The sequence below is a fragment of the Ornithinimicrobium cavernae genome, from assembly GCF_003121625.1.
In the GTDB taxonomy this organism is placed as follows: Bacteria; Actinomycetota; Actinomycetes; order Actinomycetales; family Dermatophilaceae; genus Ornithinicoccus; species Ornithinicoccus cavernae.
Genome location: NZ_QDDJ01000003.1, coordinates 1 through 20,749 on the forward strand (window position 1 = coordinate 1; position 20,749 = coordinate 20,749).

A 20,749-nucleotide genomic window follows, 5' to 3' on the forward strand; every position below is an offset into this window, starting at 1 on the left:
GCCTCCTGTCGGCGTGCAAGTGCGGTCACCGTTGCCCGCTTCTGCACGACGCTGTCGCGGGTGTCGGTGCTGCTGCGCTGCGGGAGGGGGTGTGCCTCCTGTCGGCGTGCAAGTGCGGTCACCGTTGCCCGCTTCTGCACGACGCTGTCGCGGGTGTCGGTGCTGCTGCGCTGCGGGAGGGGGTGTGCGAGCAGGTACCTCCGGTCACCCGGGGACACCTCGCCGGTGGAGCACGTAGCCCCAGACGGCGAGGGCGAGCGCCGGCCCCCAGAGCCAGAAGGGGAAGATCAGCGCACTGACCAGACCGTCGCGCACACCCTGCTCCAGGAACATCAGCACGATCGGCACCGCAGCGGCGCACAGGATGGTGGCGACGAGCGCGCCGGGCACGGCCGCGAACCAGACCGGCACGGGTCGCCCGGCGACACCCGGCATCCAGCGCGGGAAGATCTCGCCCCACCGCTGGATGAGCCCGAGCGTCAGCACGAACCCGGCCCAGGCTCCCGCCGAGATGAGCAGTCCCTGCAGGCGGATCTCAGCGGGCATGTCACCCGGCGCGAACTGCGGCCACGGTGTCAGCCAGGTCAGCCGGACCAGGGCGTAGGGCAGTGGTCCCAGCGCAGCCAAGACGGTGATCGCGCGACGGTGTCGCAGCACCCAGGAGCCGAGCCGCTCGGTGGGCAGGACACTGGCCGTGAGGGACACCCACGCCAGCACGCCGGCGATCAGCAGGAACGGCATGGTCGTCTCGAGGTAGAGGTGCCGTGGCAGGGTCTGTGCGAGGTCGAGCATGTTGCCGACCGACTCGCGGGACAGGATGCCGGAGACGAGGCCGTAGCCCACGGTGGCCGTGACGCCGGCGAGGGCGAGCCAGCGGCCGGCGCCACCCCGGCGCAGCAGCTGGACCACGATGAACAGGACCGCGACGGGGACGGTGAACGCCATGACGTAGCCCGCCGAGGCGATCATGGTCACGGCGCTGAGTCCCACGCCGATGGTGACCGTCTGCACGAGGCCGACGACGGCGAGCCACCCCGGCAGCCGCCGTGCGGCCGCGCCCCGCTCGGTGCGTTGGTAGGCCAGCGCGAGGGCTGCCGCCACCAGTCCGAGCACCCCGACGCCGGTGGCGACCGCAGCGGTCTGGCCGGCGGTGAGCCAGGTTCGGAGCAGTGCGTGCTCAGGGTCGACGAACTGGTTCTGGTCCGGCTGCAGCAGCCACACGAGACCGAGTGTGGCGACGGCGGCGCCCGCGAGCGCCGCGAGGAGGAGCAGCCACCGGGCCCGGCCGCCGGCACTGGTGGTCACCGAGGCTCGAGGTGGTGCGATGTCGTGTCGGGTTGTCATATCTCCACGGTCCGCGACCTGGCCCCGCAGCAGATCACCCGCGCGGGTGAACCCACCTCCCGCCCGGGGGAGGCTCGTCGCCTGCGTGGCGGCCACGTTCAGCAGGAACGAACCCACCTCCCGCCCGGGGGAGGCTCACTCACCGTGGCAGGGACCGTCCGAGCGGGCATCCGGGCCCCTGAGCGCCTTCTGAGAGAAGTCTCACCGCCACCTCATCGCCTCTTCACAGAGCCGCCATAACTTCTCCACCAGGGCCCAGCGAACCTCCTCGCCGGGACAGAGGCCACAGAGCCTCCTGAGAAAGGACACTCTTGTGAAGCGCATCTTCAGCACGGCGGCCGCTGCGGCGGTTCTGGTGGGCAGCCTGATGGTGACGGCGCCCGCGGCACAGGCGGGCGACCGGCTCTGCGCCGGGACGATCGGCAAGGTCACGATCTCCGACAACCTCATCGTTCCCAGGGGCAAGACGTGCACCCTCAACGGCACCGTGGTCAAGGGCAATGTCGAGGTCCGAGCGAACGCCACCCTGAGGGCGAGTGCGGTCCGCGTCGACGGGGACGTCCAGGCCGCGGGACATCGCGCCCTGCACACCGTCGACTCCTTCGTCGACGGCAACATCCAGGCCACACAGGGCGGCGCCAGCAACCTGCGGCGCAACACGGTGAATGGTGACATCCAGCTCTTCGGCAACACCAAGGCCGGTGCCACCTACGTCTACAGCAACCGTGTGGACGGCAACCTGCAGTGCAAGAGCAACTCGCCAGTGCCCAAGGGGGCCTACAACAAGGTCAACGGCAACAAGGAGGGCCAGTGCAAGCGGTTCTGACTGCTCGCTGAACCAGCACCCCACACCCAGCCGGCCCCGCGACCACCGATCGTGGGGCCGGTCGGCTGTCCCGGGTGCACTGGCTGTCCCGGATCAGGCCTCGGCAGCGGCCGCGATGTCGGCCAGGTCCTGCTCCAGCGCCTTGCGGGTCGCCCGGGTGGCGACGCCGCCCAGGACGGCCATGAGCGCCTTCTGCACCGCGGACGGCCCGACCGGTTCGGCGGCGAAGCGCACCGTCAGCTCGGTGCGGGCACCATCGTCCAGCGGTGCAAGCAGGAACTCGGTGACATAGTGCGCGCCAGAGGACTCGGCGTGGATCTCGCTGCGACGCCACGGGTCGCTGGCCGTCACCCACATCTCCTCGGTCGACTTCTTCCCGAACATGGTGCGGGTCTCGCGCCAGCGGGTGCCCACGGCATACGGCCCGTCGGTCAGTCGCTGCACGTCGGTGACGCCCGTGAGGGTCTCGGGGGCGCGGTCGAGGTCGGTGAGGACCTCCCAGACCCGTTCGGGGGTCGTCTCGATGATCCGGCTGACGACGATCTCGCTCACGGCGTTCCTTCCCGACGGTGTCCGTCCGAGGTTACCCGCCTGAGGCCGTGCTCAGCTCCGTGCGCGGGTCGGTCTCCCCGCTCGAGCAGATGGCCGCCACGGCGGAGGCGGGCTCACTCGGTCGCGGTGGCCGAGTCGTCGGTCGCGACCGGCTCGATCTCCTCGAACTCCGCACCGATGTAGAGGTCGACCTCGTCGTCCTCGCGCTCGTCGGCGACCACCACGGCCTCGGGGAACAGGCTGCTCAGCAGCCGGGCGCCCTCCGCGCCCGCCGGGCCGTGGCGGATCTCGGCGACCTGTGGGGCCTCGGTGCCGGCAGGAGCGTTGTCCACCGCGTCGATGGAGTAGCCGCGGGAGGCCAGCGCCTCGGAGGTGCGGCCCGCCACGCCGACGGCCCCGGAGGCGTTGTAGACGTTGACGGTCACGTCCGACGGCTGGAGGGCCGGAGCGGTGGCGGTCGCGGTCACCTGGTCGGTGTCGCTGCCGGAGGCACCGTCGCCGGGCAGCCAGCCCTGGTAGTAGGCAAAGGCGTAGAGGCCGACAGCGGCCAGCAGTGCGACCAGGGCGGTCAGCACCAGGGCCGCGCGACGGCGGCGTCGTCGTGCGGCGGTCGACATGCCGGCAGTGCGGACATAACCCACGGGCGAGCTCCTTGGTGATCCGGTGAGCGAACGCTACCGAGCGCCCGGGTCGGGGAGCACGAGGACACGCCCGTGCACGATCGGGCGGCCACCCAGGGCGGCGCGCAGCGCGCGGTGCAGACCGTCCTCGAGGTAGAGCTGGTCGCGGTACTGCACCACGTGGCAGAAGATGTCGCCGTAGAACGTGGAGTCCGCCGCGAGCAGGTGCTGCAGGTCGAGCGTCGACTTGGTGGTGATCAGCTCATCGAGCCGGATCATGCGCGGCGGCAGGTGCGACCAGTCCTCGAGGTGGTGGGGAGGGTACGGCTGACCGTCGCCCACTCCCTTGAAGATCATGGGCCCAGTGTAGGAGCCCGGGCGGCAGACGGTCACTAGAGTGCTCGCGTGGGCAAGGAACCGGACGAGCAGACCCGCGGTGGCTCCGCTGTCGAGGGCGACTCCGTGGCGCCGCCTGCCGCAGTGTTCGAGGGCGGCGACCACGACGGGGGGAGCCAGCCGGCGGCGGACGCTCCTCACGGGACGATCCGGCGGCTCGCGCAGGGGTGCGCGGTCGTGGTCTTCGACCTCGACGGTGTCGTGCGCGAGTTCGCGCCGACCACCTCGGAGTCCGTGGCGGCCGACCTTGGTCTGACCGCCGAGGAGTTCCTCGCCCTGGCGTTCGCGCCCGAGCTGCTGCGCCCTGTCGTCACCGGCCGCACGACCTTCGCGCAGTGGTGCAGTCAGATCGTGGCGGTCCTGGTGGGCCGGGGGACCGATCCGGACCGGGCGCAGGAGTCTGTCGCGCGCTGGGTCGCCGACCGCGGAGCGCCGGTCGCCGAGACGGTCGAGCTGATGGCCGAGCTCGAGGAGGACGGCCGGCAGGTCTTCCTGTTCACGAACGGCACCGACAACATCCCCGCCGAGCTGCGTCAGATCGGCCTGGACCACCTGGTCGACGTGGTCCTGAACAGCGCGGTCCTCGGGGTGGCCAAGCCGGACCAGGGGGCGTATGCCGCAGCGCACGCGGCCATCGAGGTGCACCGTGGTGGACCGGTCGCCCGGGAGCAGGTGCTGTTCACGGATGACCGGGCGGAGAACGTCACCGCCGCGCTGGCTTTCGGGTGGCAGGCCGTGCACTTCGCCGGGGTGCGGACGGACGTCTGACCGGCCCGCCACGGTCCCGCGCGCGGCGCCACCGTGGGACGGGAGGTGCACCGGACGGCACGTGGTGGCAGCGAGACGCCACCGTGTCGTCCGAGCGGTTGACACCCCCTGGAGCCTCTGCTCGAATCGACTCAGCGGAACCGCCTGCCGCGAGGTCTGTCTCCAGGGTTTGAGAGGTTTGAAGGATGCATTTCACTCCATCGGACACCGAGAAGCTGTTGTTGAGCGTGGCCGGGATGGTCGCGCGCGACCGTCATGAGAGAGGCGTTCGCCTCAACCACCCGGAGGCGGTCGCCCTGCTGTCCTGCTGGGCACTGGAGCGCGCCCGGGACGGTGCCCGGGTCGCCGACCTGATGAACGACGGGCGGCACGTGCTGACCCGCGAGGACGTCATGGAGGGAGTGCCGGAGATGATTCCGGACGTGCAGATCGAGGCCACGTTCCCCGACGGGCGCAAGCTCGTCACGATCACGGACCCGATCCCGTGATCCCCGGAGAGGTGCGCGTCGGCGCCGAGCCGCTGGATCTCAACACGGGCCGGGACCGCCAGACCCTGGTCATGGTCAACGAGGGTGACCGGCCCATCCAGGTGGGCTCGCACCTGCACCTGCCCGCCGCCAACCCGGCCCTCGGGTTCGACCGCGTCGCCGCAGAGGGCTACCGGCTGGACATCCCGTCCGGGACCTCCGTGCGGTTCGAGCCGGGCGTCAGCAGGACCGTCGAGATCGTCGCCCTCGCGGGGCGCAAGGTCGTGCCCGGTCTCCAGGTCCGTCAGCCGGACGACCTGCCCAGCCACCACCGCGAGCCCAAGCCGGTCGTCCCCTTCGGCACGCCGGGCACCGAGGTGGAGACACCGCAGCGGGCCAGCGGCTACCAGGTCCGGGTCAGCGAGGAACCGACGCAGGCGGAGGCCGGCGCGTCAGAGTCAGGACAGGAGACGCCGTGAGCAGGATCGATCGTCGTGAGTACGTCCAGATGTACGGCCCCAGCGTGGGCGACCAGGTGCGGCTGGGCGACACCGACCTGTGGATCCAGGTGGAGCAGGATCTGACCGGCGGCGGGGACGAGATCGTCTTCGGTGGCGGCAAGACCATCCGCGAGTCCATGGGCCAGGGCCTGACCACGCGCGACCAGGGTGCGCTCGACCTGGTCATCACCAACGCGGTGGTGCTGGACCACTGGGGCATCGTCCGCGGCGACGTGGGCCTGCGCGACGGCCGGATCGTCGCGATCGGCAAGTCCGGCAACCCCGACGTGATGGACGGGGTCCACCCCGACCTGCACATCGGCCCCAGCACCGACGTCATCGCCGGCGAGGGCAAGATCCTCACCGCCGGCGCCGTCGACACCCACGTGCACTTCCTCAACGAGACGGAGATGCACGAGGCGCTCGCGACGGGCACGACCACGCTGGTCGGTGGCGGCACGGGCCCCACGGAGGGCTCGAAGGCGACGACGGTGACTCCGGGAGCCTGGTCCCTGGCGATGATGCACCGGGCGCTGGACCACCTGCCCGTCAACGTGCTGCTGTTCGGCAAGGGCAGCACCGTCAGCCAGGAGGCCCTTGAGCAGGAGGCCCTGGCGGGTGCCGGAGGCTACAAGGTCCACGAGGACTGGGGGGCCACCCCGGCGGCGATCGACGCCGCACTGCGTGCCGCCGACGAGCACGGTCTGCAGGTGGCGCTGCACGCCGACAGCCTCAACGAGGCCGGCTACGTGCAGCACACGCTCGACGCCATCGCGGGCCGGGGCATCCACGTCTTCCACTCCGAGGGCGCCGGCGGCGGGCACGCACCGGACATCATCGTGGTGGCCAGCGAGCCGAATGTGCTCCCGGCCTCCACCAACCCGACCCTCCCGCACTCGGTGAACACCGAGGCCGAGCACCTCGACATGCTCATGGTGGCCCACCACCTCAACCCGAGGGTGCCGGAGGACCTGGCCTTCGCCGAGTCCCGGATCCGGGGCACCACGATGGCGGCGGAGGACCTCCTGCAGGACATGGGGGCGATCTCGATCACCTCCTCGGACGCCCAGGCGATGGGCCGGATCGGTGAGCTGGTCTGCCGCACCTGGCAGGTGGCGCACGTCATGAAGCACCGGGTCGGGTCCCTGGGGTCGTCGCTGCCCGCCGACAACGAGCGCGCGCGGCGCTACGTCGCCAAGTACACGATCTGCCCGGCCATCGCGCACGGCATCGACCACGAGGTCGGCTCCGTGGAGCCCGGCAAGATGGCCGACCTGGTGCTGTGGGACCCCGCGTTCTTCGGGATCCGTCCCGCGGCCGTGATCAAGGGCGGTGCCATCGTCGTCGCCCAGATGGGCGACGTCAACGGCGCGATCCCGACGCCTCAGCCTGTCTTCCAGCGCCCGGCGCTGCCGGCGTCACCCGGCTCCGCACCCCACCTGGCGACGTCGTTCGTGTCGCCGAAGGCGATCGAGGACGGGCTGGCGGAGCGGCTGGGGCTGCGGCGACGGCTGACGGCAGTGCGGCCCACCCGCGCCCTGACCAAGGCGGACATGCCCAACAACACCGCCCTGCCGAGGCTCGAGGTCGACCCCGAGACCTTCGCGATCAGCATCGACGGCGAGCTGGTCCGACCCCGCCCGGTCGAGCGGGTTCCGCTGGCCCAGCGCTACCTGATGTTCTGATCCGGTGTCCGCTGAGCCGACCGCCGAGCTGGGCGCGCTCCTGCTGGCCGACGGACGGCTGCCCACCGGCAGCTACTCCCACTCCGCCGGCCTGGAGCCCGCAGTGCGCTCCGGCCTCACCGTGGAGCAGATCCCGGACTACCTCGAGGCGCGCCTGCGCACCGTCGGCCTCGTCGAGGCCACCGCAGCGGTCCTGGCCCGTCGGCAGGCGGCCCGTGAGCCGTCCGGCCTGGCCGGGGTGCAGGCCGCGCTGCTGGCCCGGACCCCGAGCGCGGCTCTGCGCACGGCCTCTGGCCTGCTCGGCCGGGGCCTGCAGCGGCTGGGCGTCCGACTGTTCCCGGACCATCCGGGCGTGGTCGAGCTCTCCCGGTGGCAGGACGCGCCGTTGCGTCCCGTGGCACTGGGGGTCGTGGGCGCAGCGGTCGGCATGGACGAGCGACAGGTCGCCCGGGCCAGCCTGTACGACGACCTCCAGACCGTGACGGCCGCAGCCCTCAAGCTGCTGCCGGTGGACCCCGTCGAGGCCACGGGTTGGGTGCTCGACAGCGCGGCGGTCCTGGAGGCTATGGTGGGCCGCGCCCTGGCGGTCCACGACACCGCGGACCTGCCGGCACTGGCCGCCCCCGTGGTGGAGCAGTGGTCACTGGACCACGAGACGAGCTCGAGGAGGATCTTTGTTGCCTGAACAGCAGTCCGGAGACACGACCGACGTCGCGCGCCGGCCGTTGCGCCTCGGCGTCGCCGGCCCCGTCGGCACCGGCAAGAGCACCCTGATCGCGACCCTGTGCCGGGAGCTGGCCTCCCGGATGGAGATCGCGGTCGTGACCAACGACATCTACACGGACGAGGACGCGCGGCTGCTGCGTGCGGCGGGAGTCCTGCCGGTGGAGCGTATCAAGGCCGTCGAGACGGGTGCCTGCCCGCACACGGCGATCCGCGACGACGTGACCGCCAACCTGCTGGCGGTGGAGGACCTCGAGCGCGCCTTCGCGCCCCTGGACCTGGTCATCGTCGAGAGCGGCGGGGACAACCTCACCGCAACGTTCAGCCCCGCGCTGGTGGATGCCCAGATCTTCTGCCTGGACGTGGCCGGCGGTGGTGACGTGGCCCGCAAGGGCGGCCCGGGCATCGAGCGGGCCGACCTGCTCGTCATCAACAAGACCGACCTGGCTCCCCATGTCGGCGTGGATCCCGAGCAGATGGTCCACGACGCCGGGCACGTCCGCGGTGGGCTCCCGGTGCTGGCCCTGAGCCAGCACGACCCGGCCTCGGTCAGCCGCCTGTGCGAGTGGGTCGACAGCATCCTGGCCGACCACCGCGCGGGTCGCCACGTGGCCAAGGACCCCGGTCCGATGGCCCCGCACAGCCACGCCATGGAGCACGACCACTCGTGAGCCGGCCGGCGCCTGCCCAGGTGTCGGTCGCGAACCGCCAGGGCACCGCGCAGGTCACCAGGCTCGCCACCAGCACGTTCGTGCGTCCCCGGGTGCTGGGCGTGCGCGGCGACCGGGTCTCGGTCGCCCTCGTCGCCGCGTGCGCCACCCTCCTGGCCGGTGACGACCTGCGCCTGGAGATCGACGTGGGGCCCGACAGCTGCCTGGAGCTCATCGAGCCCTCCGGCACGGTCGCCTACGACTGCCGAGGCGGTCGCGCACACTGGTCGGCTGTCATCCGGGTGGCCGAGGGGGGTCGGCTCCTGTGGCCGGCGGCACCCTTCGTCGTCTCCCACGGTGCCGATGTGCACCGCAGCACGCAGATCGAGCTCGCCCCCGGCGGCACCGTCCTGATGCGGGAGACCCTCGTCCTCGGACGTAGTGGCGAGGTCGGCGGATCACTGCGGGCCAGCCTGTCGGCGACTGCAGGCGGCGCACCGCTGCTCGTCGAGGACCTCGATCTCACGGACGACCGCCGGCGGTCGGCGCCCGGCGTCCTCGGGACGGCGCGGGTGCTCGCCACGGTCGCCCTCCTCGGGGCCGCACCGTCGGAGACGGCGCACCCGCACGAGACCCTGCTCGCCGGTCCGGGGGCCCTGCGGCGCGCGGTCACCCAGCACGCTCACGACGCCGAGGCCGCCCTTGACCCCACCTGGGAGAGGTGGCGTCAGGCGCAGCCCGGGGCGTGAGCCCACCGGGACCCTGAGCCTCTCGCGAGCCCCTTTGCGTTGACGCCCCAGGCCCCGTTCGTGGGCACCTGACGGCGTCTCATCGATCCCTTGACAGGTCGGGAGGTCAGCGTTAACCTGACCGCAATCGTTTGCATGAAGGGTGGATCAGCGTGGCTCAGACGACGCTTGTTGCTGTGGGACAGGTCGGTGGCATTCAGCCGGACGAGAGTCGGAGCGCGGTGGTGCGGCGGTTGATCGCCCTGCTGGAGCGAGCCGCCGCCCACGGGTGCCGGCTCGTGGTGTTCCCCGAGCTCACCCTCACGACCTTCTTCCCGCGGTACTTCCTGCCGAGCCCGGAGATGGCCGAGAAGTACTTCGAACGCGAGATGCCGAACGCGGACACGCAGCCGCTGTTCGACCGTGCCCGAGAGCTCGGCGTCGCCTTCGTGCTGGGTTATGCCGAGCTGACTCCGGACCAGCGCCGGTTCAACACGGTGTGCGCCGTCGATGTCGACGGAACGATCGTCGGGTCCTATCGGAAGATCCACCTGCCCGGGCACGCCGAGGACCGGAAGATGGAGCACCAGCACCTGGAGAAGTACTACTTCGAGGTCGGTGACGTCGGGTTCCCGGTCGTCACCCTCGCCGGGCTGAAGGTCGGGCTCGCCACCTGCAACGACAGGCGGTGGGCCGAGACGTACCGCGTGCTGGCCCTCCAGGGCGCCGACCTGGTGGCCATCGGCTACAACACTCCCGTCAGCGGCGTGCCGGGCATGAACCCCGAACCCCACCGGATGATGGAGGAACACCTCCTGTCCGTGCGGGCCGGGGCCTACCAGAACGCGCTCTGGGTGCTGGCGGCCGCGAAGTCGGGGGTGGAGGACGGGCAACGCCTCATCGGCGGTTCGTGCATCGTGACACCGGGGGGTGACGTGGTCTCCCGGGCGACCGGCGACGGCGACGAGCTGGTGATCGGTGCCTATGACCCCGGTGTGGCTGAGCCCTTCCGGGCGGAGATGTTCAACTTCTCCCGGCACCGACGGCCGGAGCACTACCAGCTGATCGTCGAGCGCACCGGCGTCGGCGAGCCCGTCGTCGCGGCGATCGCGGGTGGCCATGACGACTGACCGGGGGGTCGCCCTGCTCGGCGGGCAGGTGCTCGACGGCACCGGGACGCCGGCCCGTCCGGGCACGGTCCTGGTGGAGCGGGGACGGATCACGGACGTCCTGCCGCCCGGCGCCGCGGTGCCGAGTGAGGTCACCCGGCTCGACTGCACGGGGCAGGTCGTCGCGCCCGGCTTCATCGACGCACACTCCCACGCCGACAACGTGCCCTTCCTCGTCGATGACGACGTGTCGAAGATCGAGCAGGGCGTCACGACGGAGGTGGTCGGGAACTGCGGTTTCAGCCTGGCGCCGCTCGAGGTCCTCCACGACGACGCGGCCCAGGCCCTGCTGCGACGGTTGTTCCCGCCGATCCCCGTCGACTGGCGGAGCATGCAGGAGATGCTGCTGCGGGCGGACGCCGCGGGGAGGGTCACCCACCACGTGCCGCTGGTGGGACACAACATCCTGCGTATCGCCGCCATGGGCGCCGAGGGCCGCCCTGCGGACCAGCCTGAGGTCGCTCGGATGGTGCACCTGCTGGAACGCGCCCTGGAGGAGGGGGCCTTCGGGCTGTCCAGCGGCCTGATCTACCCGCCCGGACTCTTCGCCGAGCCGGCCGAGGTGGAGTCCCTGACCCGGGTGCTCGGCCCGGACCGCGTCTACGCGACCCACATGCGGAGCGAGACCACCCACCTGTTCGACAGCATCAGTGAGTCCCTGGCGGCGGCCGCCGGCCACTGCCGGCTCCACGTCTCACACCTCAAGATCGCTGACCGAGACCTCTGGGGGCGTATGCCGGAGGTGCTGGCGACCCTTGACCGTGCGCGTGACCGGGGTGAGAGCGTCACCCACGACGCCTACCCCTACACCGCGGGCAGCACCATGCTGACCGCGCTGCTCCCGCCCTGGTTCCAGGACGGCGGCGGCGCGGCGGTGCTGGCGCGGTTGGACTCCGAGGACGCCCGTCGGCGCGCGGAGCGTGACATCGAGCGGGACCGGTCCTACGAGAACCTGGTGGCCGCCACGGGGTGGGACAAGATCGTCGTGTCCAGCACGCGCTCCCAGCGTCACGTGGGCCAGTCGTTGGCGGCGCTGGCCGACCAGCGACAGTGCTCCCCGTTCGAGGCCCTGGTGATGATCCTGCGCGAGGAGGAGCTGGAGGCCACGATGGTCATGCACATGATGCACGAGGGCGACGTGCGGGCCGCACTGGCCCACCCGATGACCGCGATCGGCTCCGACGGGCTGCCACCCGGCACCGGCGGTCGACCACACCCGCGGACCTTCGGCACCTTCCCCCGGGTCCTGGGCCACTACGTCCGGGACGAGCAGGTGCTCACCCTGGAGGAGGCGGTGCGACGGATGACGTCCCTGCCGGCGGACATCTTCGGCCTGCGCGACCGTGGTCGGATCAGCCGTCATGCCGCTGCCGACCTGGTCACCTTTGACCCCGACCGGATCGTTGATGAGGCGACGTACGACGACCCGACGGCAGCGCCGACCGGCATCGGGTTCGTGCTCCAGGACGGACAGGTCGTCGTCAGCGACGGCCGCTGGCAGGGAGTCCGACACGGCCAGAGGCTGGTTCCCGCATGACGTCCCCGACGGTCAGCGTCCCGACTCCGGCCACCGTGGTGGATGTCGAGGTCCTGGAGCGCAACATCCGCTCGGTGCACGAGCACCTGGCCGGTCTCGGCGTCCGGGTGCGTCCCCACGTGAAGACGCACAAGTCCCTGGAGATCGCCCGTCGCCAGCTGGCCGCCGGCGCCGCTGGCCTGACCGTCGCCACGGTCGGTGAGGCCGAGGTCTTCGCCGAGGTCTGCTCGGACCTGTTCATCGCCTATCCGCTGTGGCCGGACGACTCCCAGCTCGCCTCCCTCGCGCGGCTCAGCGAGGGCGCCCGGGTGGCTGTCGGCACGGACTCGGAGGAGGCGGTCCACCATCTCGCGAAGGGGCTGGACCGCCGGGTCGAGCTGATGATCGAGGTGGACTCCGGGCACCACCGCAGCGGGTGTTCCCCCGAGCAGGTGGCCCGGGTCGCGCGCGCCGCCGGTGACCACGGCCTCACTGTGCGAGGAGTGTTCACCTTCCCGGGCCACAGCTACGCGCCGGGAGAGGGCGGGAGGGCGGCCCGTGAGGAGGCCGACGCACTGCGGCAGGCCGCGGAGCTCCTGCGCGCAGAGCTCCACCTCGACCGGGTGGAGGTGAGCGGTGGGTCCACCCCCTCGACACCGCACACCCGCCCCGGCGTCATCACCGAGACCCGCCCCGGCGTCTACGTCTTCAACGACGCCCAGCAGTGGGAGCTCGGCACCGTGCCCTCGGACCAGATCGCGCTCACCGTGCACGCGCGCGTCGTGAGCGTGCGTCCGGGGTCTGTCGTCCTGGACTCCGGGAGCAAGGTGCTGGGTGCGGACCGGGCGGCCTATGCCACCGGCTTCGGCCGTCTGCTGGACCACCCGGAGGCCAGGATCGTCCAGCTCAGCGAGCACCACGCGGTGGTGGCCGTCCCACCCACGATCCAGCTGCACCACGGGGACCGGGTCCGTGTCGTGCCGAACCACGTCTGCAACGCGGTCAACCTCGTCGACCAGCTCATCCCCGTCGCGGGTGGACGGCAGCTGCCACCGTGGCCGGTCGACGCGCGCGGCCGGAACCGATGACCCAGGGAGGACCGGACCCGCACGACACCATCCCGCACCCGCGGAACGAGACACACCAGCACTGACGATCCAGGAGTAAGTGGTGAGACCGATGAGCAGTAGCGATTCGCAGCGTTCAGCACCTGTCAACGACTTCGAGGAGGATCCACGCTACGCCGCCTCGGTGCGCGAGGCGTGGATCGCGGGAGCGTACTGGGTGGTCTACACGATCGTCGTCACGGCGGTCGCCTGGACCCTGGGCTACGGCAAGGCCGCGGAGGAGATCCGCTACGTCCTCGGTTTCCCCGAGTGGTTCCTCTGGTCGGCCGGCGTTGCCACGCTGGTCTTCTGCCTCATCCCGTACGTCCTGATCCGGCGGTACTTCGTCGAGGTCTCCCTCTCGCCCCATGGTGAGGACGGCGACGCCACGACGCGCACCGGAGACCGAACGACCCTCCACGACGAGGCAGGTGACACGGCATGAAGTGGGACATCCTGATCCCCATCATCATCTACATCCTCGGGCTCTTCGCCATCGGCGCGTGGGCCTTCCTCCGCAAGAAGAACGCACCGGAAGGTGGAGTCACGGCCGAGTACTACATCGGTGGCCGGACACTGGGGCCAGTGGTCCTCGTCTTCACCCTGCTGGCCTCGGCAGCCAGCGCAGGCACCTTCATCGGTGTCCCCGGGTTGGCCTACCAGGGTGGTCACGCCTGGGTCCTGGTGTTCCTCTTCCAGGCGCCAGCAGCGTTCATCACGCTCGCGATCCTCGGCAAGAAGTTCGCCATCCTGAGCCGCAAGCACAACTTCGTCACCATCACGGACTTCCTCAGGCACCGCTTCGAGAGCAAGGCCGTGACGGCCTTCGCCTCCCTCGGCATCGTCCTCTTCCTGGTCGCCTACATGGTGGCCCAGTTCGTCGGCGGGGCCCGTCTGCTGGTGAGCATCACGGGCGTGTCCTACCCCGTGCTGATCGTCGCCTTCGCCGGTGTCGTGGCGCTCTACACCGGCTTCGGCGGATTCATGGCGGACGCCATCAGCGACACGGTGCAGGGTGTCATCATGCTGGCCGGAGGGGTCGTCCTCTGGGTGGCGGTCCTGGTCGTCCTGGGTGGGACGACCCCGATGGCCGAGCAGCTCGCCGGGAGCCACCCCGACCTGGGCACCCTGCCGGGTCCCAGCGGCATCGGCCTGGGCGACATGTTCGCCTACTCCCTGCAGTTCGGTCTCCTGCTCTTCGCGCTCCCGCACGTCGCCATCCGGGCCATGAGCTACCGGGACAGCAAGACCGCGCACCTGGCGATGTGGACCGGCCCCCTCATCATGGCGATCTTCACGCTGGGGTTCGGCGCCATGGGCGTGACGGCGCGGGTCTTCTTCCCCGACCTCGACATCGTCGACCTCGCCGTGCCCAACATGGTCGTCGACACCCTGCCGGGGGCCCTTGCGGGCGCGCTGCTGGCAGCCCCACTCGCCGCCATCATGTCGACGGTCGACTCCATGATCCTCGTGGTCAGCGGCACCATCGTCCGGGACGTGTACATGGAGTACTTCAAGCCGAACCTCTCCGACCGCCGGGCCTCCAACGTCGGCACGCTGGTCAGCATCCTCATCGGTGTCATCGTGCTCGTGCTCGCGCTCCGGCCGCCCGACGCGCTCCAGTACCTCGTGGTCTTCGCGATCGCCGGCCTCCAGGCCGTGTTCGCGGTGCCGCTGGTCGGGGGCCTCTACTGGCGCCGGGCGAATGCGCTGGGAGCGATGCTGAGCATGGTCGGCGGCGTGGCGTGGTACATCGCCTCGACGCAGTGGTTCCCGGCGATGGCCATGGGGATCCTGCCGATCGTCAACGCCATGGTCGTCGCCGTCCTCCTCTTCGTCCTGGGCGGCTACCTCGGGTCTGCGCCGCCCCGGCACGTGCTGGTCAAGTTCTGGGGGACCCAGGCCGAGATCGACCGGTTGGGTGCCGTGCCGCAGGGCGGCGTGCGACAGTAGGCGGCGTGCCCGCGGACCAGCCCGATGAGGATCCGCCCACGCTGGCGACCCTCGCCCGCCGGCTCGGGGTCCACGTGTCGACGGTGTCCCGTGCCCTGAGCAACGACCCCGGTGTCCGCGGCACCGTGTCGCCGGCGACGGTCGCGCGCATCCGGGCGGTGGCCACGGAGATCGGGTACGTCCCGAACCGCTTCGGTGCCTCGCTGCGCACGGGTCGGTCTCGGGCGCTCGGCGTGCTCGTCCCGCACACCTCAGAGTTTGTCGTCGGTGCGATCTATGAGGGCCTCGACACCGCGGCGGCAGAGCTGGGCTACGCCACGTTCGTGGCGAACACCTTCGACGACCCCCGGGTCCGCAGCGTGCGCATGGCCCACCTGCGGCAGTGGGGGGTCGAGGCCATCCTGTATGCCGACGCCCGCCTGGGCGAGGACGAGCTGCCGACCGTCGGCAGGATCCCGTGTGTGCCGATCGTGCGGTACGGCGCCGCCCGCCACCGGCTGCACGCCGATGACCGTGAGGGGGGTCGGCAGGTGGCCCGTCACCTGCTCGAGAGGGGCTACCGCGACGCCGCGGTGATCACCGGCCCGCGCTATGCCAGCACGAGCCACGAGCGCGCCGTGGGCTTCCTCGAGGAGTACCGCTCACTCGGTGGGCACGTGGACCCCGGCCTGGTCGTCGACTCGACGTTCGAGGTCAGCGGCGGCCGCCGGGCGACGATGACCATCCTGGAGCGAGGGCTCCCCTCGGCCATCGTGACCGGTCACGACCTGCTGGCCCTCGGTGTGTACGGCGTGGCCCGCGAGCACGACATCGACATCGGCTCCCAGCTCGGGATCGTGGGCTACAACGACCTCGAGCTGTCGGCCCAGCTCCCCGTCCCGCTGACGTCGGTCAGGTGGGACTTCCACGCGCTGGGCCGTGCCATCGCCATCGAGACGATCGCGTCGCTGGAGGGCCGCCAGGTGCAGATCGACATCCCGACACCGCACCTCGTCGCGCGGGCCTCGACCTGCGGGTGGTCGGGGTCGTCATGACGACACGTCCCGCCACGTGAGGCGCAACCGGCGATCAGTCCCGGTCCGCCGTGCCCTGCGGCGCCTCGAGGTCGGGAGCGAACAGCCGCAGCAGCTCCTCGACGCCGACCATGTCGGCCGCGGCCAGGGACTGCGCCTCGGTGCGCAGGTCCGCGACGGTCACGCCTCGCGCGGTGACGATGGCGCTGCCCCTGAGCAGCTCGGCCGAGTCCGCGACGAGCGCCGCCAGACGCAGGGTGTCGGACGCCTCGGCCTGTGACCAGGTGATCGGCGCCTCCACCTCCGTGGTCTCGCCGCTGCCCGGGTCGGCCCACCGCAGCCGCGCCTCGCCGACCTCCGCGCCCTCGGTGACCGCATCGGTCGGGACCAGCTCATAGAGAGCAGAGACCTGGTGACCAGCACCGAGCTCACCGGCGTCCACGGTGTCGTCGCGGAACGCCTCGTCCTCCAGGGCGCGGTTCTGGTAGCCGATCAGCCGGTAGGACTCCACCAGCTCCGGGTCGAACTCCACCTGGCTCCTGGCGTCCCGCGCGACCACGGTGAGGGTCTGCGTCAGGTCCTCGACGAACAGCTGCTCGGCCTCCTCGAAGGTGTCGACGTAGGCGTAGAAGCCGTCGCCCCGGTCGGCCAGCTGCTCCATGAGCGTGTCGTTGTAGTTGCCCATGCCGTAGCCGACCGTGACGAGGTGGATCCCCTCCTCGCCGGCCCCGGCGATCTCCTCGGCGAGCCTGCCGCCGTCCGTGGTGCCGACATTGGCGACCCCGTCGGACGCCAGGACCACGACGTTGAGACCGTCCTCGCGCTGCGCCGCCCGCGCCTGCCGGTAGCCCATCTCCAGGCCGGCCTCCATGTTGGTGCTCCCGCCAGGAGCCAGCCCGTCGATCGCGTCGATGATGGTGTCGTGCTCGGCGACCCTCGCCGGCTCCAGCACGGGGGCCGCCTCGCTGCCGTAGGTGACGATCGCGATGGTGTCCTCGGCCCGGAGGCTCTCGGCCAGCAGGGCCAGGGACGACTTCACCAGGCCGAGCCGCTCCCGGATGTCCATCGAGCCCGAGGTGTCGATCACGAAGGTGATGTTCGCCGGCGGGCGGTCCTCGTCGGTCACCTCGGCCGCGCTGATCCCCACGCGCACCAGTGCCGTCCCCTCCTCGGCACGGGGCGCCGCCCCGGTCTCCACCTGCAGCCCGAGCGCGGTCCCCTCAGGTGGACTGTCGGCATACGCAAAGGAGTTGACCCACTCCTCGACGCGGATCGAGTCGGGCTCGGGAGCCATCCCCTCTGCCGCCATCGCCTGCGCGACCCGGTAGGAACCGGTGTCCACGTCCAGGGCGAACGTCGACAAGGGACTCGCCTGCGCCGCAACCCAACCGGTGTCGCCCACGTCCGTGAAGGTGTTGTCGTCGCCCGGGCCGGGAGGTGGCACCGGCGGCGCCGGCTCGGGTGGCCGCGCCCCGTCCTCGCTGTCCCCGGCGGGTCGCCCCTCGTCGACGGCGGCGGGCGGCGGGGCGGCACCGACGGGTCCTGCTTCCCCCTGATCCTCCCGGTACTCCTCGAAGTACCGCCGCGCCACCTCGTGGTCGCCCGCCCCCTGGGTGGGTTCGTCCGGCTCGGGGGCACCTGAGCAGGCTGTGGCGCCGAGTCCCGCCACGAGCAGCACGGCAAGCAAGGTCTTGTTCATGGCCGTGCGACGCCGCCAGATGGCGATCGGGTTCCCTGGCCGCGGGTCACGATGTCGTCACGGTCGCGCGCGGACGTAGAGGGTCCCCCGCGCACCTGGAAGAGCTCACCTGCCCTTGCTGCATTCCTGCCCTGGGGGAGTTCAGTGAGGTACCACCGCACGGGGGACCGGTCCCCATGATACGTGCCGGACCGCCGGGCGACGAAACCTGGGGATCGCTCGCGGTGTCATCCGGCGGGCACCTCCGGACAGCACGAGACCCCCGGCCCGAACGGGCTGGGGGTCTCGGCGTCCTGGGTCAGGACTCGTGGCGGAGGATGGGGGATTTGAACCCCCGAGGGTTTTATCCCAACACGATTTCCAATCGTGCGCACTAGGCCACTATGCGAATCCTCCGTCGGAGAGGTTACCTGACAGGCCGCTGACCTCCGAAATCGGTCGGTGCGCACGGGCGGGGGCCGCGACCCTCGGGCCGCACCCGCGCGGAGGGACTCGAGGTGTCAGGGCCGCAGCATCACCTTGATGGCGGTGCGCTCGTCCATGGCGCGGTAGGCGTCGGCGACCTCGCTCAGGGGACGCACCGAGTCGAAGACCCGGCCCGGGTTGATCTGGCCGTCCAGCACGCGGGGCAGCAGGTCGGCGAGGTAGCCGCGCACCGGCGCGACACCACCGGCCAGGCCGACGTTGCGGCGGAACATCTCGCCCATGGGTGCCTCGGCGCCGTGCGGCACCCCGACGAACCCGACCGTGGCGCCGGGGCGGGCGCTCGCGAAGGCCTGCTCCATCGACTCCTTGGTGCCCACGCACTCCAGCACGGCGTCGGCGCCGACCCCTTCGGTCAGCTCCATGACGCGGGCCACGCCCTCCTCCCCGCGCTCGGCGATGAGGTCGGTCGCCCCGAACTCACGGGCCACCGCCTGGCGGTCCGCGTGCCGGGACATGGCGATCACCCGGTCGGCACCGAGCAGCACCGCGGACAGGACCCCGCTGAGGCCGACGGCGCCGTCACCGACGACGACGACGGTCGAGCCGGGCACGACCCGGGCGGAGACGGCGGCGTGCCACCCCGTGGCCATCACGTCGGTGAGCGTCAGCAGCGAGGGCAGCAGCGCCTCGTCGGGCTGCTCGGGCGTGGCGACGAGGGTGCCGTCGGCGAGGGGCACCCGCACGTACTCACCCTGGCAGCCGTCGACCAGGTCGCCGTTGCGGTCGGGGCCGCCGAAGCCGCCACCGTTGGCGCAGGCCGACTGCAGGCCCGCGGCACAGTGGGCGCAGGTGTTGTCGGACCAGAGGAACGGGGTGATGACGAAGTCGCCGGGGCGGATGGTGCCCACCTCCGTGCCGACCTCCTCGACCACCCCGATGAACTCGTGGCCGATGCGTCGCGGCCGGGTGACCTTGGAGATGCCGCGGTAGGGCCAGAGGTCGGAGCCGCAGACACAGGTGGCGGCCACCCGGACCACGGCGTCGGTCGCCTGACGGATCTGGGGGTCGGGCACCTGGTCGAGCCGGATATCGCCGGGGGCGTGCAGCACAGTCGCGTCCATGGACACATTCTGTCTGTCCCGGGCAGTATGCCGCGCGGCCGGCTCCCGGTGACCGGCCGGGAGAGCGGCCACACGGCATACTCCCGGTGGTCCGTTCCGACGCTCGCGGGGGTGCCGTCCGGCTCCGGCGGGTGCGAGGATGGGGACCGCCGACGCACGGCAGCGACGAAAGGACCAGCCATGCCACTCCATGTGGGCTCCGAGGTGGGCCGGCTCCGGCAGGTGATCGTGCACCGTCCCGACCTGGAGATGCGCCGTCTCACCCCCGAGAACAAGGGCCGCTACCTCTTCGACGAGATCCTCTGGGTCGAGCGGGCGCAGGAGGAGCACGACGAGTTCGTCCGGGTCATGCGGGAGCGGGACATCACCGTGCACTACTTCCACGACCTGCTGGAGCAGACCCTGGCGATCCCGGAGGCGCGCACGCAGGTGCTGTCCCAGGCGCTGGACGAGCGCCACCTCGGCCCGTTCGCGGCGCAGGAGATGCACGAGCTGTTCGACCAGATGGCCGACCGCGAGCTGACGCAGTTCCTCATCGGCGGCATCACCAAGGCCGAGGTGCTGGACCGCATGGACGCCCCCAGCTCGGTGGTCATCGCCCAGCTGGATCCGCACGAGGCACTGCTCGCCCCGCTGCCCAACCACCTGTTCACCCGCGACACCTCCGCCTGGCTCTACAGCGGGGTGGCGGTCAACTCGATGCACAAGAAGGCCCGCCGGCGCGAGACGGTGCACTACGGGGCGATCTACCAGTGGCACCCGATGTTCCGGGACGTCGGCATGGACTGGTGGACCGACGGTGTGGAGGCCGGTCCGGCCACGGCCGAGGGCGGCGACATCCTGGTGCTCGGCAACAAGGTGCTGCTCGTCGGTGTCAGCGAGCGGACCACGACCCAGGGCGTGGAGCGGCTCGCGCAGCGCACGCTGGCCTCCGACCAGATCGACACGATCATCGCGCTGGACATGCCGAAGGCGCGCGCGGTGATGCACCTGGACACCGTGATGACGATGATCGACGAGGAGACCTTCACCAGGTACCTCGGGCTGCCTGACCTGCCGTCCTACACGATCACCGCCACCGGGGCCGGCGACTCCGCGCTGCCCGACCTCCGGATCGAGGCCAACGAGCCCCCGGACATGATGAAGGTCATCGGTGAGGCGATGGGCATCGGCACGCCCCGGGTCGTCGCCGCCGACCAGGACCCGCGCGCCGCCGCCCGCGAGCAGTGGGACGACGGCTGCAACGTCCTGGCCCTCGAGCCGGGGGTCGTCGTGGCCTATCAGCGCAACACCGTCACGAACGACTTCCTGCGGGGGCTCGGCGTCGAGGTCCTCGAGATCGCCGGGCAGGAGCTGGGCCGCGGCCGTGGCGGTCCCCGCTGCATGTCCTGCCCGATCGAGCGCGACCCGCTGGGCTGAGAGCGGCGAGGTCCTCACACCCGGCGGTCCGGCCCCGGACTGCTACGCGCCAGCGCGTCACCCACGTC

At 71.3% G+C, this 20,749-nt stretch carries 21 protein-coding genes, 1 tRNA gene and 1 other RNA gene; 15 read left to right on the plus strand and 8 right to left on the minus strand.

All coding sequences use genetic code 11. The features are described from left to right. Positions 1–204: 204 nt before the first annotated feature. Positions 205–1,344 (minus strand): hypothetical protein, encoded by a 1,140-nt coding sequence (locus DA085_RS03380; RefSeq protein ID WP_154402083.1) that lies wholly within the window; start codon positions 1,342–1,344, stop codon positions 205–207. A gap of 313 nt (positions 1,345–1,657) precedes the next feature. Between DA085_RS03380 and DA085_RS03385 the strand changes: the two genes are divergently transcribed. Further along, positions 1,658–2,170 carry a polymer-forming cytoskeletal protein gene (locus tag DA085_RS03385; RefSeq protein WP_109471547.1) on the plus strand — a complete coding sequence of 171 codons (513 nt, stop codon included), beginning with the start codon at positions 1,658–1,660 and terminating at the stop codon, positions 2,168–2,170. A gap of 93 nt (positions 2,171–2,263) precedes the next feature. Here the strand turns inward: DA085_RS03385 and DA085_RS03390 are convergent, their stop codons facing one another. The 3 genes from DA085_RS03390 to DA085_RS03400 all read right to left on the minus strand — a co-directional run bounded on the left by DA085_RS03390 (position 2,264) and on the right by DA085_RS03400 (position 3,699). Then, entirely contained in the window at positions 2,264–2,722 is a 459-nt protein-coding gene (locus DA085_RS03390; RefSeq protein WP_109471548.1) for an SRPBCC family protein, read from the minus strand. Positions 2,723–2,835: 113 nt separating this feature from the next. Beyond that, positions 2,836–3,339 (minus strand): LytR C-terminal domain-containing protein, encoded by a 504-nt coding sequence (locus DA085_RS03395; protein ID WP_154402084.1) that lies wholly within the window; start codon positions 3,337–3,339, stop codon positions 2,836–2,838. Between the two features lie 57 nt (positions 3,340–3,396). Continuing rightward, entirely contained in the window at positions 3,397–3,699 is a 303-nt protein-coding gene (locus DA085_RS03400; protein ID WP_109471550.1) for a hypothetical protein, read from the minus strand. A gap of 48 nt (positions 3,700–3,747) precedes the next feature. Here DA085_RS03400 and DA085_RS03405 point away from each other — a divergent pair, with 48 nt between their 5' ends. From DA085_RS03405 to DA085_RS03465, 13 genes are all read left to right on the plus strand, one after another. Beyond that, positions 3,748–4,506 carry an HAD family hydrolase gene (locus tag DA085_RS03405; protein ID WP_109471551.1) on the plus strand — a complete coding sequence of 253 codons (759 nt, stop codon included), beginning with the start codon at positions 3,748–3,750 and terminating at the stop codon, positions 4,504–4,506. Between the two features lie 185 nt (positions 4,507–4,691). Further along, entirely contained in the window at positions 4,692–4,994 is a 303-nt protein-coding gene (locus DA085_RS03410) for an urease subunit gamma (RefSeq protein ID WP_109471552.1), read from the plus strand. Continuing rightward, positions 4,991–5,452, plus strand: a complete 462-nt coding sequence (gene ureB, locus DA085_RS03415) for an urease subunit beta (RefSeq protein WP_109471553.1) — start codon at positions 4,991–4,993, stop codon at positions 5,450–5,452. Before DA085_RS03410 ends, ureB begins: the two co-directional genes overlap by 4 nt. Before the next feature lie 29 nt (positions 5,453–5,481). Then, on the plus strand, positions 5,482–7,158 hold the full coding sequence (locus DA085_RS03420) for an urease subunit alpha (protein ID WP_419866499.1): 1,677 nt from the start codon (positions 5,482–5,484) through the stop codon (positions 7,156–7,158). 4 nt (positions 7,159–7,162) lie between these two features. Continuing rightward, entirely contained in the window at positions 7,163–7,843 is a 681-nt protein-coding gene (locus tag DA085_RS03425) for an urease accessory protein UreF (RefSeq protein ID WP_109471555.1), read from the plus strand. After that, entirely contained in the window at positions 7,836–8,552 is a 717-nt protein-coding gene (gene ureG / locus DA085_RS03430) for an urease accessory protein UreG (RefSeq protein WP_109471556.1), read from the plus strand. The genes DA085_RS03425 and ureG overlap by 8 nt, the downstream gene beginning before the upstream one ends. After that, positions 8,549–9,280, plus strand: coding sequence for an urease accessory protein UreD (locus DA085_RS03435; protein ID WP_109471557.1), 732 nt, complete (start codon positions 8,549–8,551; stop codon positions 9,278–9,280). The genes ureG and DA085_RS03435 overlap by 4 nt, the downstream gene beginning before the upstream one ends. 152 nt (positions 9,281–9,432) lie before the next feature. After that, complete coding sequence (locus DA085_RS03440) at positions 9,433–10,389, plus strand: nitrilase-related carbon-nitrogen hydrolase (RefSeq protein ID WP_202619089.1); 957 nt, start codon at positions 9,433–9,435, stop codon at positions 10,387–10,389. Continuing rightward, positions 10,379–11,965 carry an N-acyl-D-amino-acid deacylase family protein gene (locus DA085_RS03445; protein WP_109471558.1) on the plus strand — a complete coding sequence of 529 codons (1,587 nt, stop codon included), beginning with the start codon at positions 10,379–10,381 and terminating at the stop codon, positions 11,963–11,965. The genes DA085_RS03440 and DA085_RS03445 overlap by 11 nt, the downstream gene beginning before the upstream one ends. Further along, a complete protein-coding gene (locus tag DA085_RS03450) occupies positions 11,962–13,032 on the plus strand; it encodes an alanine racemase (RefSeq protein ID WP_109471559.1) in 1,071 nt (356 codons plus the stop codon). Before DA085_RS03445 ends, DA085_RS03450 begins: the two co-directional genes overlap by 4 nt. A 91-nt stretch (positions 13,033–13,123) precedes the next feature. Further along, entirely contained in the window at positions 13,124–13,495 is a 372-nt protein-coding gene (locus tag DA085_RS03455; protein ID WP_109471560.1) for a DUF997 family protein, read from the plus strand. Then, positions 13,492–15,003, plus strand: coding sequence for a sodium/pantothenate symporter (gene panF, locus DA085_RS03460; RefSeq protein WP_109471561.1), 1,512 nt, complete (start codon positions 13,492–13,494; stop codon positions 15,001–15,003). Before DA085_RS03455 ends, panF begins: the two co-directional genes overlap by 4 nt. A 5-nt stretch (positions 15,004–15,008) precedes the next feature. After that, positions 15,009–16,037: a LacI family DNA-binding transcriptional regulator gene (locus tag DA085_RS03465; RefSeq protein WP_161958400.1), complete on the plus strand. Its 1,029-nt coding sequence runs from the start codon at positions 15,009–15,011 to the stop codon at positions 16,035–16,037. A 34-nt stretch (positions 16,038–16,071) separates the two neighbouring features. Here DA085_RS03465 and DA085_RS03470 read toward each other — a convergent pair whose 3' ends face one another. The 4 genes from DA085_RS03470 to DA085_RS03485 all read right to left on the minus strand — a co-directional run bounded on the left by DA085_RS03470 (position 16,072) and on the right by DA085_RS03485 (position 19,262). Further along, entirely contained in the window at positions 16,072–17,715 is a 1,644-nt protein-coding gene (locus tag DA085_RS03470) for a vWA domain-containing protein (RefSeq protein WP_109471563.1), read from the minus strand. A gap of 75 nt (positions 17,716–17,790) precedes the next feature. After that, positions 17,791–17,887, minus strand: an RNA gene (gene ffs, locus DA085_RS03475) — signal recognition particle sRNA small type. A gap of 136 nt (positions 17,888–18,023) precedes the next feature. Then, positions 18,024–18,111, minus strand: a tRNA-Ser gene (locus DA085_RS03480). 104 nt (positions 18,112–18,215) lie between these two features. After that, positions 18,216–19,262: a zinc-dependent alcohol dehydrogenase family protein gene (locus DA085_RS03485; RefSeq protein ID WP_109471564.1), complete on the minus strand. Its 1,047-nt coding sequence runs from the start codon at positions 19,260–19,262 to the stop codon at positions 18,216–18,218. A 180-nt stretch (positions 19,263–19,442) separates the two neighbouring features. Here DA085_RS03485 and DA085_RS03490 point away from each other — a divergent pair, with 180 nt between their 5' ends. After that, on the plus strand, positions 19,443–20,681 hold the full coding sequence (locus DA085_RS03490; protein WP_109471565.1) for an arginine deiminase: 1,239 nt from the start codon (positions 19,443–19,445) through the stop codon (positions 20,679–20,681). Positions 20,682–20,749: the final 68 nt, after the last annotated feature.